Source organism: Vibrio sp. 10N.247.311.13, from assembly GCF_041467595.1.
GTDB classification, from domain to species: domain Bacteria; phylum Pseudomonadota; class Gammaproteobacteria; order Enterobacterales; family Vibrionaceae; genus Vibrio; species Vibrio crassostreae_C.
Map to the genome: position 1 here is coordinate 1 of NZ_JBFSUX010000044.1, position 15,412 is coordinate 15,412.

11 protein-coding genes are annotated in these 15,412 nt (G+C 46.3%); 6 read left to right on the forward strand and 5 right to left on the reverse strand.

Going from position 1 to position 15,412, the window contains the following annotated elements; genetic code table 11:
- Positions 1-100 precede the first annotated feature (100 nt).
- Positions 101-526, reverse strand: coding sequence for a phosphate-starvation-inducible protein PsiE (locus AB6E52_RS16405; protein WP_017062464.1), 426 nt, complete (start codon positions 524-526; stop codon positions 101-103).
- Positions 527-746: 220 nt separating this feature from the next.
- Positions 747-2,117 (reverse strand): NCS2 family permease, encoded by a 1,371-nt coding sequence (locus tag AB6E52_RS16410; RefSeq protein ID WP_017062465.1) that lies wholly within the window; start codon positions 2,115-2,117, stop codon positions 747-749.
- Positions 2,118-2,883: 766 nt separating this feature from the next.
- On the opposite strand from AB6E52_RS16410, the gene gmk reads away from it, so the two are divergent.
- From gmk to recG, 4 genes are all read left to right on the forward strand, one after another.
- The gene (gene gmk / locus AB6E52_RS16415) at positions 2,884-3,507 is read left to right on the forward strand and encodes a guanylate kinase (protein WP_017062466.1); all 624 of its coding nucleotides are present in this window, start codon (positions 2,884-2,886) and stop codon (positions 3,505-3,507) included.
- 119 nt (positions 3,508-3,626) lie between these two features.
- Positions 3,627-3,899, forward strand: a complete 273-nt coding sequence (gene rpoZ / locus AB6E52_RS16420) for a DNA-directed RNA polymerase subunit omega (protein ID WP_009848003.1) — start codon at positions 3,627-3,629, stop codon at positions 3,897-3,899.
- 39 nt (positions 3,900-3,938) lie between these two features.
- Entirely contained in the window at positions 3,939-6,065 is a 2,127-nt protein-coding gene (gene spoT / locus AB6E52_RS16425) for a bifunctional GTP diphosphokinase/guanosine-3',5'-bis pyrophosphate 3'-pyrophosphohydrolase (RefSeq protein WP_102321000.1), read from the forward strand.
- 177 nt (positions 6,066-6,242) lie between these two features.
- Complete coding sequence (gene recG, locus AB6E52_RS16430; RefSeq protein WP_017066313.1) at positions 6,243-8,321, forward strand: ATP-dependent DNA helicase RecG; 2,079 nt, start codon at positions 6,243-6,245, stop codon at positions 8,319-8,321.
- 276 nt (positions 8,322-8,597) lie between these two features.
- Here the strand turns inward: recG and envZ are convergent, their stop codons facing one another.
- Positions 8,598-9,893 carry a two-component system sensor histidine kinase EnvZ gene (envZ, locus tag AB6E52_RS16435; RefSeq protein ID WP_102320999.1) on the reverse strand — a complete coding sequence of 432 codons (1,296 nt, stop codon included), beginning with the start codon at positions 9,891-9,893 and terminating at the stop codon, positions 8,598-8,600.
- Positions 9,894-10,046: 153 nt separating this feature from the next.
- Complete coding sequence (ompR, locus tag AB6E52_RS16440; protein WP_008218409.1) at positions 10,047-10,766, reverse strand: two-component system response regulator OmpR; 720 nt, start codon at positions 10,764-10,766, stop codon at positions 10,047-10,049.
- A gap of 178 nt (positions 10,767-10,944) precedes the next feature.
- On the opposite strand from ompR, the gene greB reads away from it, so the two are divergent.
- Both greB and AB6E52_RS16450 read left to right on the forward strand, forming a co-directional pair.
- The gene (greB, locus tag AB6E52_RS16445; RefSeq protein ID WP_017062470.1) at positions 10,945-11,427 is read left to right on the forward strand and encodes a transcription elongation factor GreB; all 483 of its coding nucleotides are present in this window, start codon (positions 10,945-10,947) and stop codon (positions 11,425-11,427) included.
- A gap of 663 nt (positions 11,428-12,090) precedes the next feature.
- The gene (locus AB6E52_RS16450; protein WP_102320998.1) at positions 12,091-14,421 is read left to right on the forward strand and encodes a Tex family protein; all 2,331 of its coding nucleotides are present in this window, start codon (positions 12,091-12,093) and stop codon (positions 14,419-14,421) included.
- Between the two features lie 267 nt (positions 14,422-14,688).
- Here AB6E52_RS16450 and AB6E52_RS16455 read toward each other — a convergent pair whose 3' ends face one another.
- Positions 14,689-15,162, reverse strand: a complete 474-nt coding sequence (locus AB6E52_RS16455; protein ID WP_017063078.1) for a hypothetical protein — start codon at positions 15,160-15,162, stop codon at positions 14,689-14,691.
- Positions 15,163-15,412: the final 250 nt, after the last annotated feature.

Sequence of the window (15,412 nt, forward strand, 5' to 3'; positions counted from 1 at the left end):
TCCAGCTAAATATCCGTTTAGATTCAAACAGTAATGCTTATCCGAACGGCATTGAACGATATCGTTGGGCTTCATTTATAAAACTTTAACCTTCAAAGTGTTACTCATCTGGCTGCTTGGTTCTAAGGTCTACATACGGCCAATAATGATGTCCAACACGAATCAACAATGTTGCCGCGGCCAAGATAAATGCCGCTAAAGATAACCAAACGATCAATACCGCATCGAGTTCTTTCATGCCCAAAGTGATGTAACGAGCAATCGCCATCATCGCGATATAGATTGGGTATCGCACTGGGATCTTACCGTTCATCACAAACTGCTGAACCATCGCCAACACTTCTAAATAGATAAACATCAGCAGAATGTCGGTCAATTGCACTCGGCGTTCAGCGAAGACATGCATGAACTCTTCGACCATCGCAAACAAGGTCGCGAGCGTGATCGCCACCAGCAATACCGCTTCCATAATGTGGAATACTTTTAAAAACGGCTTACTAAAAGATTTAGGTAAGTGAGAAGGCATAGTCATCTTCAAAAAATAATTAATCCAGTCTCTACAATAGCATGCATCAATATAAGTCGCGTACTGTCAAAGCACCGACTTTAGGCTAACGCCATCAACTCATCGGTAACCAACATTAAGAAGCAACGGTAAAAAGCAACAAATACAAAAATGGCCCCGCATTCACTGCAGAGCCATCTGTTTGTCTTTTACTTAGCGACTTCTTAGTGACTAATTAGCCTTAAAGCAGAATCAGGTAAGTTAAGAACACCACACACAGTCCGTAGATAAGCGGGTGTACTTCTTTGCGCTTACCTGCCACAACCATTGTGAATGCGTAGCTGATGAAGCCCATCGCCATACCGTTCGCTGGAGAGAAGCTTAGCACTGTGAACATGATGGTAAAGAAGGCTGCAATGCGTGACTCTTTCTTTTCCCAGTTGATCTGACCAAGACGACCTACCATGTAGATGCCGACTACTACCATCGCCGGTGCAACCATTGCAGCCGAGAAGATAGAGAAGATTGGGTATAGGAATAGCGAGATTAGGAACAGACCAGCCACCATGACTGCTGCCAAACCCGTTTTTGCACCTTGAGAAGAAGCGATGCCAGACTCAGAGAATGCAGTGATCGATGTGGTACCAAGAATTGAACCAATCACAGTACCGCCCGCATCTGCTACTAGAGCCGATTTCGCGTTTGGCACCTTGCCGTCTTTATCGATGATACCCGCATCACGGCCAACGCCGACAATGGTGCTCAAGCCATCAAAGAAATCGACAATCAAGAAGATAAGTACGATGAACAGTAAGTCGAACATTTTCTCTGGCGTGAAAGCAGAGAAATCGAAGATAGCGCCGAAGCTGCCAGCCATGCTTGGTGGCATAGCAATGAACTGCTCTGGGATTGGTGCGTTTGAAGTACCCATGAAGACGTCAGCAAGAATCGTCAACACAATAGCTGAAACGAACGAGATGAACGTTGCTAGCTTGATGTCGCGAACCATACAACCCAGTGCGATGAAGATGCTCACATAAGCGATGATCACTTTTGGATCGGAAATGTCGCCTAAGCCTACCAATACGAATGGGTTAGAAACGATGATGCCCGCATTCTTAAGACCTAAGAAAGCAATGAACAGTCCGAGAGACACGGTAATCGCCAACTTCAAATCTTCAGGAATCGATTCAATCATCGATTTACGAATATTGGTCAATGAGAACGCAAGGTATAAAATACCAGATAGGAAGATACCGAACAGCGCTTCATTCCAAAGCACGGCAACAGATCCACTTAACAGCAGACCTTTGAAAAAGCCGTTCATACTCATGCCCGGCGCTAGCATTACAGGGTAGTTGCCCCAAATGCCCATAATTAGGGTTGCGATTGCCGCAGACAGAGCCGTTGCAGTAAACACGGCACCTTTGTCCATGCCTGGAATATCACCCAAAATTGCTGGGTTAACCGCCAGAATGTAACTCATCGCCAAGAAAGTAATGAAACCCGCATACAGCTCAGTGCCAATCGTGGTTTTTCTTTCAGTGATTTTAAACATCGAATCAAGCGAGCCAGAGGTGTTCTGGGCTTTCAGGGTGGAATCGGTACTCACAACAAAACCTTTGCAATAAATTAAGAATTTGGTGATTCAAATGCTGTGAGAATAGAGAGGTCTCTACACTAAAAACTGTAGTCACCAAGGTAGGCTCGGTAGTAGAAACATCTAGTCTAGTAGGGTCTATTGGCCCTTCGAGATGATTTTTGCAGCGAGTTGTTGGGGATTTCGACAAGACAGAGACTTTGATGTGTAGCTAGCCTACATAAGAAGTCGATAACGCAGTAGAAATCACCAACAAACGCTGCCCGAAGGGTTCGGCTAAAATAGTTTTATGCTTTGTTAAGGAGTCTTTACTTAGAATGCTAGGTTACAAACTCCTTGCCGCGCCTAAAACGATTTTTTCTCGAACAAAACTCCATCGCGAAAGGTCAACAGACCCTAGATATATACAGCATTTAATCGTTTGCGCGGATTGTAAGGATTGAGATTAAAACTTCAACAAATTTTGTCCAGATCACATAAAAAAGTACCGATGACGAGTCATTACATTTATACAAAGATCCTTGAGAAGATCATTCGCTAATAAATAACGATCAAGCCAGTTGTTCTCAATCATCTAAATATGCTACTCTTCGCCTCCATTTTTCTGACCTAATTTTCACCAGTTGCTTCTATTAGTTTTACTCGTTATCTCTTTATAGACGTAACCAACGGCACAATTAGTAGATGCGCCATCGGAACAAAAATTAGAGTCAGTGCTATCTTTTAAAGTGTAGGTTTATTGCCTTCACTCAATCCAACCAACAGTGGAAATATACAGATGGGCAAAGGTACTCTTTACATCGTATCTGCACCTAGTGGCGCAGGTAAGTCGAGCTTGATCTCAGCAATGCTAGAAACCAATCCAACCTACGCAATGAAGGTATCTGTTTCACACACCACTCGCGGTATGCGCCCTGGTGAAGAAAATGGTGTTCACTACCACTTCGTAGAGAAGCATCATTTTGAAGACCTTATTACTAAAGGTGAATTCCTAGAGTACGCTGAAGTGTTCGGCAACTACTACGGTACTTCACGCGTTTGGATTGAAGAAAACCTAAACCGCGGTATCGATGTGTTCCTAGATATCGACTGGCAAGGTGCTCGTCAGATCCGTGAACAAATGCCTCAAGCGAAGAGTGTATTCATTCTTCCACCATCAAATGGTGAGCTAGAGCGTCGTTTGAATGTTCGCGGTCAAGACAGCGACGAAGTTATTGCGAAACGCATGAGCGAAGCAAAATCAGAGATTTCTCACTATGCAGAATATGATTATGTGATCGTGAATGACGACTTTGATGCAGCCCTAATGGACTTCAGAGCTATCATTCGTGCGGAACGCTTAAAAGAAGATAAGCAAGCAGCGAAATACAGCGGCATGCTTACTGCTTTATTAGCGGAATAATCTAGATCCCCTAGATTTTCTATTGAGATAAGTATACGGTGATCTAGAAAGTATCTAGTTAAACTTGTATACTTTCTCGTCATCAAAAATTTATTAGTTAATTACTATTTGGAGTCCTCATGGCACGCGTAACTGTTCAAGACGCTGTTGAAAAAGTTGGCAACCGTTTCGACCTAGTTCTTATTGCGGCTCGCCGCGCACGTCAAATGCAAACTGGCGGTAAAGATTCACTAGTGCCTGAAGAAAACGATAAGCCAACGGTTATCGCTCTTCGCGAAATCGAAGAAGGTCTTATCACTAAAGACGTACTAGATGCTCGTGAACGTCAAGAGCAACAAGAGCAAGAAGCGGCTGAACTTGCAGCAGTAAGCAGCATCGCTCACACTCGTTAAGAACGTCATTCGAACTAATTAACCTTCCGGGCCTTTAATTTGTATCTATTCGATAGCCTCAAAGACGTTGCCCAAGAATACCTAACAGAGCCTCAAATTGAGGCTCTGCGTCAATCTTATGTGGTAGCGAGAGACGCCCATGAAGGGCAAACCCGCTCAAGCGGTGAACCATACATTATCCACCCTGTAGCTGTTTCAAGAATCCTGGCAGAAATGCGTCTGGATATCGAAACCCTGCAAGCTGCTCTGCTTCATGATGTCATCGAAGACTGTGATGTCACTAAAGAAGATCTAGAGGAAAAATTTGGCAATACCGTTGCTGAATTGGTTGATGGTGTATCTAAGCTGGATAAGCTTAAATTTCGTGATCGCAAAGAAGCGCAAGCAGAGAACTTCCGCAAGATGGTTCTCGCCATGGTGCAAGACATCCGCGTTATCTTGATCAAATTAGCTGACCGTACTCACAACATGCGCACGCTTGGGGCACTTCGTCCTGACAAAAAGCGTCGTATTGCTCGTGAAACCCTAGAGATTTATTCTCCACTAGCTCACCGTCTTGGTATTCATAACATCAAGACCGAACTAGAAGAGCTGGGCTTTGAAGCCCTCTATCCTAACCGTTATCGCGTACTTAAAAACGTAGTGAAAGCTGCGCGTGGTAACCGTAAGGAAATGATCCAACGTATCCATAGCGAAATTGAAGGCCGCCTTGAAGAGGTCGGTTTGCCTGCTCGCGTACTTGGTCGTGAAAAAAACCTGTTCTCCATCTACAACAAGATGAAAACTAAAGAGCAGCGCTTCCACACCATTATGGACATCTACGCTTTCCGCGTCGTGGTTGATACCCCAGATACTTGTTATCGCGTACTTGGTCAGGCTCACAGCCTGTACAAGCCTCGCCCTGGCCGCATGAAAGATTACATTGCGGTACCAAAAGCCAACGGCTACCAATCTCTGCACACGTCAATGATCGGCCCTCACGGGGTGCCAGTTGAGGTTCAGATTCGTACTGAAGATATGGATCAAATGGCAGACAAAGGTGTCGCAGCGCACTGGTCTTACAAAGGCAATGGGGCACGTAGTAGCAACGGCACGACCGCACAGGTTAAAGCACAACGTTGGATGCAGAGCTTACTTGAGCTGCAACAAAGCGCAGGTAACTCATTCGAATTCATTGAAAACGTTAAGTCTGATCTGTTCCCAGATGAGATCTTTGTGTTCACGCCGAAAGGTCGCATTGTCGAACTTCCTGCGGGCGCAACAGCGGTCGATTTTGCTTACGCGGTACATACCGATGTCGGCAACATGTGTGTAGGTGCTCGTGTAGACATGAACCCTTACCCACTGAGCAAATCGCTGAAGAATGGCCAAACCATTGAGATCATCAGTGCTCCGGGCGCACGCCCAAATGCAGCATGGCTCAACTACGTGGTGACATCGCGTGCACGTACTAAGATCCGTCAGGTTCTGAAAACGATGCGTCGTGAAGAGTCGATCACGCTAGGCCGTCGTCTACTGAATCATGCACTTGGCGAACACTCTATTGGCGATATCGGCCAAGAGAATATCGACCACGTATTGTCTGATCTTCGCCTAGACAATGTTGAAGACTTACTGGCATCGATTGGTCTTGGTGAGCTGATGAGTATCGTTATTGCTCGTCGTCTACTGGGTGATGCTGACGAACTGACTGAAGTGGAAAACAACAGCGACACACCAAGGAAGAAATTGGCTATCCGTGGTGCTGAAGGTCTACTACTGACGTTCGCTAACTGTTGTCACCCAATTCCAGATGATCACATCATTGCCCATGTATCGCCAGGTCGTGGCCTTGTGGTTCACCGTGAAACGTGTCCAAACGTTCGTGGTTACCAGAAAGAACCAGACAAATACATGGCGGTTGAATGGTCTGACGATTACGACCAAGAGTTCACTGCTGAACTTCAGGTTGATCTGCAGAATCACCAAGGTGCACTGGCTGAGTTAACTAACGTTATCTCGAAAACAGGCTCGAACATTCACGGTATTTCAACTGAAGAACGTGATGGACGCCTGTACACAGTGACTATCTTGCTGACCACCAAAGATCGTGTTCATCTTGCAAGTATTATGAAAAAGCTACGTGTGATGCCACACGCGCTGAAAGTAAGACGTCGTAAGAACTAACGTTTAAACTTGATAATAGTTTTGCCAAGAATTTAAATCCCCTTAATGCTTTATCGCTTAAGGGGATTTTTATAACCGTAATCCTAGTATTTACCGCGCTCCCTCCCATTCCTGCCTGTACAAAAATCCAGTAAAATGCTTGAATAGATCATCTCTCTTACGTTTATGAGCCTTGTTATGTCACAGCTTTTATCTGCTATCCCTCTCAACTCTTTATCTGGAGTCGGCGCTAAAGTCGCAGAGAAACTAGAGAAGGTTGGGCTTAACAATGTACAAGACCTGCTATTTCACCTGCCTTTGCGCTACGAAGATCGAACGCGTATCTATCCAATCGTAAAACTGCATGCTGGTTTATGGGCAGCAGTGCAAGGCAAGGTAATGCACGTCGATACCATTTTCGGTAAACGTAAGATGCTCGCAGTAAAGATCAGTGATGGTAATGGCACTATTACACTGCGTTTTTTCAACTTCACTGCAGGCATGAAGAATAACTTTGCCGAAGGCAAACAAGTGCATGCTTATGGTGAGATCAAGCGCGGTAATATGGGGCTTGAGATCGTCCACCCTGACTACAAATTCTTTGCGCCGAGGCAACAGCCAGACGTTGAAGCCAATCTGACTCCGGTGTACCCAACCACCGAAGGGCTAAGACAAGTCACGCTGCGTAATCTTACCGATCAAGCCTTAGAGCTAATCGACAAGGCCGCAGTTAACGAGCTTCTCCCATCAGGTTTATACGACCACCAAATTACCCTCGCACAAGCACTGCATACCATTCACAGGCCGCCCCCGGGCATTGACCTAGAGCTGTTTGATGAAGGCAAGCACCCTGCGCAACTGCGCCTAATTATGGAAGAGTTACTGGCTCAAAACCTGTCTATGTTGTCTGTTCGTAGCAAAGGGCAGCAAGACAAGGCAATGCCTTTTCCTCCAGTAAACACCCTTAAAGATAAGCTACTGGCTCAGCTGCCGTTTTCACCAACCAATGCCCAAGCACGAGTGACCAAAGAGATCGAAGCTGACTTGGAAAAGCCGCATCCTATGATGCGTTTAGTGCAAGGTGATGTGGGCTCTGGTAAAACCTTAGTCGCCGCACTGGCAGCCGTTCGCGCACTCGAACATGGTCAGCAAGTAGCACTTATGGCACCCACTGAACTACTCGCAGAACAACACGCGATTAACTTTGCCAACTGGTTTGAGGCAATGGGTATTCAAGTTGGATGGCTAGCAGGTAAGCTCAAAGGCAAAGCTCGTGAAACTGAACTAACACGTATTGCCAGTGGCGAAGCGCAAATGGTGGTCGGTACTCATGCCCTGTTCCAAGAGCATGTCGAGTTCAAAAACCTTGGTTTAGTGATCATTGATGAGCAACACCGATTTGGTGTCCACCAGCGATTAGAGCTACGTGAGAAAGGCGCAAAGCAAGGCTACTACCCACATCAGTTGGTCATGACCGCTACCCCAATCCCACGAACGTTAGCAATGACGGCCTATGCCGACCTCGAAACTTCGATTATTGATGAACTGCCACCGGGACGAACCCCAATTCAAACCGTGGCAATTCCTGATACCAAGCGCGATGACATTGTTGAACGTGTGAAAAATGCGTGTCTCAATGAAGGCAAACAAGCCTACTGGGTATGTACGCTGATTGATGAATCGGAAGTACTGGAAGCTCAAGCTGCAGCTGATACAGCAGAAGAGCTACAACGCAAACTGCCTGACGTAAAAATTGGTTTAGTCCATGGCCGTATGAAACCCGCCGAGAAACAAGCGGTGATGCGAGAGTTCAAAGAGAACAAGCTGCATCTATTGGTTGCGACAACCGTGATTGAAGTTGGTGTGGATGTTCCGAATTCGAGCTTAATGATCATCGAGAACCCAGAACGTCTTGGCCTAGCGCAACTGCACCAACTGCGTGGCCGTGTCGGCCGAGGTTCGGTCGCAAGTCATTGTGTATTGTTGTATCACTCTCCGCTGTCTAAAACCGCTCAGAAACGCCTAGGTGTGCTACGTGAAAGTAACGATGGCTTTGTGATTGCACAGCGCGACTTAGAAATCCGTGGCCCCGGTGAATTGCTCGGTACCAAACAAACTGGCTTGGCTGATTTCAAGATCGCCGATCTAATTCGTGACCAACGTTTGATACCTGAAGTGCAGCGTATTGCGCGTCATATTCACGATAGCTACCCAGACAATGCTAAGGCGATCATCAACCGTTGGTTGGGTGAACGCGATGTTTACTCTAAGGCGTAGTTAACACTAAGGCATAGTTAACACTGAGACCGTATTCAAACGTAAAAAAGGCTTCCTCAAGGAAGCCTTTTTAGTGTGCGTTACTTTCATCAAGCAAGAGCGAGATTCCCTATTCGCTCGTTCCTCACGATAGGGAATGACGATCAAAGTAAACTTTCATCATCAAAGTCCATGGTTAGCAATTCGTCATCCTCGGAGAGGGAAGAATGACCGAGTCGGGGATCTCTTAACCGTTCCCCGAACCGAACTTATCGTCATCAAACGGACCGATGATAACTAAGGCTTAACCGGGAAACTGATCTGCGCTTTTAAGCCACCTTCACTGCGGTTATTGACCACAACAGCACCTTGATGCTGGCTAACGATACGTTTCACAATTGCTAAGCCCAAGCCCGTTCCTTCGCTACCACGAGCCGTGTCACCACGCGTGAAAGGTTCAAACAGCTTTCCGATCTGGTCTTGTGGAATACCCGGCCCGTTATCTTCTACCGTCACCCAAGCAAGCTTGTTATCCGCCGTCATACCAGTTGATACCTTGACCCAACCATTACCGTAACGCAGCGCATTCACCACCAAGTTGCTCACAGCACGCTTCATTGCGATCGGGTTGCCCAACGCAGGTTTCATGGTTTCTGGAATATCGGTTTCAATCTGGACCTCATAGCCACCTTCAGAGCTAGAGACTTCTCGCGCAATATCATCGACAAACACCGCTTGGAATGAGTCTCTGTCAACAGGCTTTAGGTAATCCATGAACTGACTGATGATCTCGTTACACTCTTCGGTATCACTGATGATGCCTTCCGCCAAATAGCTGTCTTCTGGCGACATCATCTCGGTTGCTAAGCGAATACGCGTTAACGGAGTACGTAAATCATGGCTGATACCCGCCATCAACAAGGCGCGGTCTTCTTCTAGCTCTTGGATGCCTTTCGACATCTGGTTAAAGGCTCGAGTTACCGAGCGAATCTCTTGTGCGCCTTGAACTGGCAATGGCGGTGGAATATCACCTCGCCCGACACCTTGCGCCGCTTTCTCTAGCGCGATCAACGGACGGTTTTGCAATCGGATAAACAGCCAACCACCTGCGACAATCAACAGCGCCATGATCAGACTGTTACGAAACAGTGGTGCAAAATCCTCTTCTTGCAGCTCTGATAACGGAATACGAATTAAAGAGTTGGGTAACTGCGCAATGTCCATCCAAAGCACATAGCTCTCTTTACCCAAGATCAGCCGCACTTCAGTTTCAGAACCCAGCTCCTTGGTCATCTCCTCACTCATCAGGTCGATTGCGACCGCATGGTAATACTCACCCGCCGCTTCGCTGCCCTTGGCGTGAACGGTTACCCCGAGCTGTTCAAGCACACGCTGACGCAATGGCGCATCGATCTCGATATCACTGCCTTGGTCCAATACCAGGTTTAGCTCGTGAGCCAAAATCTTATTAAACTGCTGCAAACTTGGCATCAACGCATAGTTAAACACCGCGTAATAAGAAAAAATTTGGCTAGCGACCAATAGCGTTAAGAAAAGCACTATCGACTGAGTAAAGGAGCTACGTATACGCATGGGGTACCCGAGATGTAGAAAGATAAAGAAAGTGTTATATGACTATAACTCTAAACCATTGTGCTGAATAGAAAACGGGCCATCGCATATTAATGAGATGACCCGTAAGATTCACAGAATCGATAAAGCTACTGTAGAGCTTATTAAGCTGAATTACACAGCTTTGCCATCTGGAACGAATACATAACCCAAGCCCCACACCGTTTGGATGTAGCGAGGTTTGCTTGGATCTTCTTCAACTAGACGACGCAGACGTGAAATCTGAACATCGATAGAACGTTCCATTGCTGAATACTCACGGCCACGAGCCATGTTCATCAGCTTATCGCGAGACATTGGCTCACGAGCATTCGTTACCAAGGACTTAAGAACCGCAAATTCACCCGAAGTAAGCGGCATTGGCTCTTCACCGCGGAACATTTCGCGAGTACCTAAGTTCAAGCGGAACTCACCAAACTCAACCACAGACTCTTCTGTGCTTGGTGCGCCCGGCGCTTCAATGACTTGGCGACGCAGTACAGCTTTAATACGAGCAAGCAGTTCACGTGGATTAAATGGTTTTGGCAGGTAATCATCAGCACCCACTTCCAAGCCCACAATGCGATCCACTTCATCACCCTTTGCAGTAAGCATCAGGATTGGTAGCGAGTTGTTTGCGTTTCGTAGACGACGACAGATCGATAGACCATCTTCGCCCGGCAACATTAAATCCAATACCATCAAGTGAAAATTTTCACGGGTTAACAGGCGGTCCATCTGCTCACTGTTTGCCACGCTACGCACTTGAAAGCCCTGCTCTGACAGATAGCGCTCTAACAGTGCACGTAAACGAGCATCGTCATCGACCACTAAAATTTTGTAGTTTTCTTGCATGTAATGGTTCCACCTATTAAAGCTTAAACCTAAGGTTAAGCATTCTTGGTAAATTGTATATTGGTATAAGACATTAAAAATGTAACATTATTGGAGAAAAAGTCGCCTAAATAATTGTTAACGTATGTTGCCTTTCTATATATTCTATCTTAGATCATCATTTCATTAAGTCAGATTTATGAAAACCAAACTTATTACTCGAGAAGGTTATAACAAGCTCAAAGCAGAACATGACCACTTATGGCACGAGAAACGCCCTGAAATTACTAAGATAGTCACTTGGGCGGCAAGCCTTGGAGATCGCTCAGAAAACGCAGATTACACCTTCAATAAGCGTCTACTTCGTCAGATCGATCGCCGAGTGCGTTTTTTAAGAAAGTTCCTACCTGATGTCACGATCGTTGATTACTCGCCACAACAAGAAGGTAAGGTGTTTTTCGGTGCTTGGGTCGAAATTGAGAATGATGATGGGGAAATTAAGAAGTTTCGAATTGTCGGCCCAGAAGAGATCTACGGCGATGCTAAAGGCTATATCTCTATCGACTCACCAATGGCTAGAGCTCTGCTCAAGAAAGAAGTAGATGACGAGTTTACGGTAAAAACACCGGAAGGCGACAAAGAGTGGTTCATTAACTCGATTCGCTACGCAGACAACGAATAACCAAACTTAATAAACACTTAGCGATAAACTGAGTGTTCAGCAAACCCAAACTCCAGATAAAAGAAAACCCCGCAAGGCTTTCGCCTAGCGGGGTTAAGTCTCTATCGCAGCAATCCGGCTACTGTTTATCTCTTCGAGATAAGGTGCTCCCTGCATCTTTCCTTGATAGTGGCTAAATCCTTTAACCAATTTCCTTTTTGTTCATCGCCATCCTAGCGGTGTCCATTCTAGCCTGTCATCCTGACTGGCGAATCTCATCCAGAGATTATCACTTCCTTGCTGACCACTCATCCTAAGTAATCAAATCTTCATCCTGAAGATACCTAGTCCATTAGGCTTTTTCCTGTTCCTGCCAACTCCCTGTCGACAAGTTAAATATTACGGCAAATGGCCGTGTTTCCTAGATAGTCTTAAAAAACATTTCAGGTGAGAAATACGCCCACAAACACACAATCAAATAAAATCAGCAACTTAGTGTAACATCAAGACGATTTCATCGGTCTAAAGCGACTTAGTCTCACATCACTTGTAAGAGATCTCGCACAAAGCGGGTATCACAAACGGAAATTCGACTTCTGACAGGATAATTACACAGTCATAGCTAGAAAAAGCGTACGCTCACCCCCATGTATTTGTCACGATATTAAATAAGAGATTCATCGGATGAGCCAAGCTATCTGTCGACTGATTGCTGAAGAACTGAATGTTCGTTCAGAGCAAGTCATCGCCGCAGTCAACCTAATTGACGACGGTAACACCGTTCCCTTTATTGCCCGCTACCGTAAAGAAGTTACGGGTGGCTTAGACGATACCCAACTACGTAACCTTGATAGCCGCCTTTCATACCTTCGCGAGCTAGACGATCGTCGCCAAACGATTCTTAAGTCGATTCAAGACCAAGGAAAACTCACGCCAGAACTCGAGCGTGATATCACTCAAGCAGACAGCAAGACTCGCCTAGAAGATTTATACCTGCCATACAAACCAAAGCGCCGTACTAAAGGCCAGATCGCGATTGAAGCGGGCTTAGAACCACTTGCCGACACACTGTGGAATGAACCACAGCACGATCCAGAAACGGAAGCGGCGAACTTCATCAGCAACGATAAAGGCATTGCCGATACCAAAGCTGCTCTCGATGGTGCTCGTGCGATCATCATGGAACGCATTGCGGAAGACGCAAACCTACTAGAAAAGATTCGCCAACACCTAACACGCAACTCAGAGCTAGTCGCTCGTGTAGTGACAGGTAAAGAGCAAGAAGGCGAGAAGTTCAAAGACTACTTCGAGCACAACGAAACACTCAGCAAAGTGCCGTCTCACCGTGCACTTGCCATGCTGCGTGGCCGCAATGAAGGCTTCCTAACACTGGCGATGAATGCCGATCCTGAGCAAGAAGAAGGTGTACGTGGTTCATACTGTGAGAACATTATCTCTGATCACTACGGCATTACTCTGAGCTGTGCTCCTGCGGACGTGTGGCGTAAGCAAGTGATCAGCTGGGCATGGCGCATCAAGGTTTCTATGCACATGGAAACTGAATTGATGGGCGCAATGAAAGAGCGTGCAGAGATCGAAGCGATTGAAGTATTCGCAACCAACCTAAAAGACCTACTCATGGCAGCGCCAGCTGGTCCTCGAGCAACCTTAGGCTTGGACCCAGGTTTACGTACCGGTTCGAAAATCGCTGTCGTGGATTCAACCGGTAAGGTTTTGGCAACAGAAACTATTTACCCTCACCCACCTCAAAAGCAATACGACAAATCGGCACACGTGGTTGAGCAGATGGTTCGTCAATTCAATGTTGATTTGATTGCGATTGGTAACGGTACGGCTTCACGCGAAACCGACAGCTTTGTGGCTGACGTAATTAAACGCGGCAACCTAAAAGCGCAAAAGATCATTGTTAGCGAAGCGGGCGCATCGGTGTATTCCGCGTCTGAACTAGCTGCAAAAGAGTTCCCGAACATGGATGTATCAATTCGTGGTGCGGTGTCTATTGCTCGTCGTCTGCAAGATCCACTGGCAGAGCTAGTGAAGATTGACCCTAAATCGATCGGTGTGGGCCAATACCAACACGATGTGAGCCAAACTATGCTCGCTAAGCGCCTAGATGCGATTGTCGAAGACTGTGTAAACGCCGTAGGCGTTGATGTGAATACAGCGTCTGCCGCGCTACTTACTCGCGTAGCCGGCCTTTCTAGCACTATCGCTCAGAACATCGTGGATTTCCGTGACGAGAATGGTCGTTTTGAAGCGCGCACTACGTTGAAGAAAGTGGCTCGCTTAGGGCCAAAAGCCTTTGAACAGTGTGCTGGTTTCCTACGTATTATGGATGGTAAGAACCCGTTAGATGCATCATCGGTTCACCCAGAAGCTTACCCAGTAGTGAAAAGCATCGCTGAGAAAAACCACAAAGACATCAAATCTCTGGTGGGTAACACAGACTTCTTACGTGGCTTACACGCCATCGATTACACCAATGAGAACTTCGGTGTACCAACGGTCAGCGACATCATCAAAGAGCTCGATAAACCGGGCCGTGACCCTCGCCCTGAATTTAAGACTGCAACCTTCGCCGATGGCGTAAACAGTGTTTCAGATCTAGAACCGGGCATGATTTTAGAAGGTGTGGTATCGAACGTGGCTAACTTTGGTGCCTTCGTTGATATTGGTGTTCACCAAGATGGCTTAGTGCATATTTCAGCGCTCACCGATCGCTTTGTCTCTGACCCACGTGAAGTGGTTAAAGCGGGCGACATCGTGAAAGTGAAGGTGATGGAAGTGGATGTTCAGCGTAAACGTATTGCACTAAGCATGCGTATGAAGGACGAGCCTGGACAAGACAACCGTGCTCAACGTTCAAGTGCACCTCGTACACAAAACCGCTCGAATCAAAACTCGCAAGGTGGCCAACGCCGTCGTGAAGAGCCGCAACAAAACGCTGCAATGGGTGGTGCATTCGCAGCTGCTTTTGCTAAAGCGAAAAAATAATCCAATAGCGCATTTGAAAAACAGATTCGCCTAAAACAGAAAACCTGCATCCCTTAGGGTATGCAGGTTTTTTTATTATGTGTTCAAAAGAGACATCGAAGCTTGGTTGTATTCTTCGTGTTTATACTCAAAATAATTGGAGTTGCAGCTAGGCAACCTTTTCCCTACAAAGGAATGAAGTTCAGCCCTATGAGCATAGGGGTTCTATGTGATTAGGGTGAACTTACGCAGTTAACAACGCTGCAGCTTCAAGTATGAAGAGTATAATTATAATACGACCAACATCTCTGACGGAGCATGAGGCGCAACAGCATGACCATAATGATACTTTATGACCTTACGTCGTTTCTCCATCTGTCCTTCCTGAATCGCCGCATCTAAAACATGCTTTGGCAGGCGGAAACGCATGGTATAACCTTTGCCTTGATCAGCACTGTATGTTTTCAGTGCCAATAAGCTGAACAGCCGATCAAAAGGGTCTTGTGGCTCTTCTTGGCTAACCGAATTGGCCTCTGACTCGTTCTCCATTTCATAACCTGGATGGTCTGAAGGATCCCAAGCCGACTGCTGCCTTCGTTTATCGTCTGATTTTACCTTACGCTCTGCATTGGTTCTCGCCAATGCTACTGCGGGAGCAACAGGCTCTCGGACTCTATTATCACGCGCAACTTGCTCTGTTTGCACATTAACGGACGGGGCGATTAGTGGCACACTCACTGCAGTTGCAGGTGACACAATCATCGCGAACTCTCCTCAAGAATCGCCCATCGTTTTTGCTATAACGCTGTTGTACTGTGAGTCAGCACAACAGGCATAGCCCAACTTACCGCAATCAGCTCAGGAGAGAGTTAGGTCTGAGTATCAAGCAACACGTTGGTGTTATACCAATCGTAGTAAATAACTGATCATCCTAGCTTGTTAAAATGCTCGATAACGGCGTTAAATTTTTTGATTGTAGAATAACTACTTATCGAAACTACTTGTCAAAAAA

Excerpts from the sequence above, each read along its gene's own strand:
- AB6E52_RS16405 (WP_017062464.1), bottom strand. The coding sequence starts at position 526 with ATGCCTTCTCACTTACCTAAATCTTTTAGTAAGCCGTTTTTAAAAGTA.
- gmk (WP_017062466.1), top strand. The coding sequence starts at position 2,884 with ATGGGCAAAGGTACTCTTTACATCGTATCTGCACCTAGTGGCGCAGGT.
- rpoZ (WP_009848003.1), top strand. The coding sequence starts at position 3,627 with ATGGCACGCGTAACTGTTCAAGACGCTGTTGAAAAAGTTGGCAACCGT.
- recG (WP_017066313.1), top strand. The coding sequence starts at position 6,243 with ATGTCACAGCTTTTATCTGCTATCCCTCTCAACTCTTTATCTGGAGTC.
- envZ (WP_102320999.1), bottom strand. The coding sequence starts at position 9,893 with ATGCGTATACGTAGCTCCTTTACTCAGTCGATAGTGCTTTTCTTAACG.
- ompR (WP_008218409.1), bottom strand. The coding sequence starts at position 10,766 with ATGCAAGAAAACTACAAAATTTTAGTGGTCGATGACGATGCTCGTTTA.
- greB (WP_017062470.1), top strand. The coding sequence starts at position 10,945 with ATGAAAACCAAACTTATTACTCGAGAAGGTTATAACAAGCTCAAAGCA.
- AB6E52_RS16450 (WP_102320998.1), top strand. The coding sequence starts at position 12,091 with ATGAGCCAAGCTATCTGTCGACTGATTGCTGAAGAACTGAATGTTCGT.
- AB6E52_RS16455 (WP_017063078.1), bottom strand. The coding sequence starts at position 15,162 with ATGATTGTGTCACCTGCAACTGCAGTGAGTGTGCCACTAATCGCCCCG.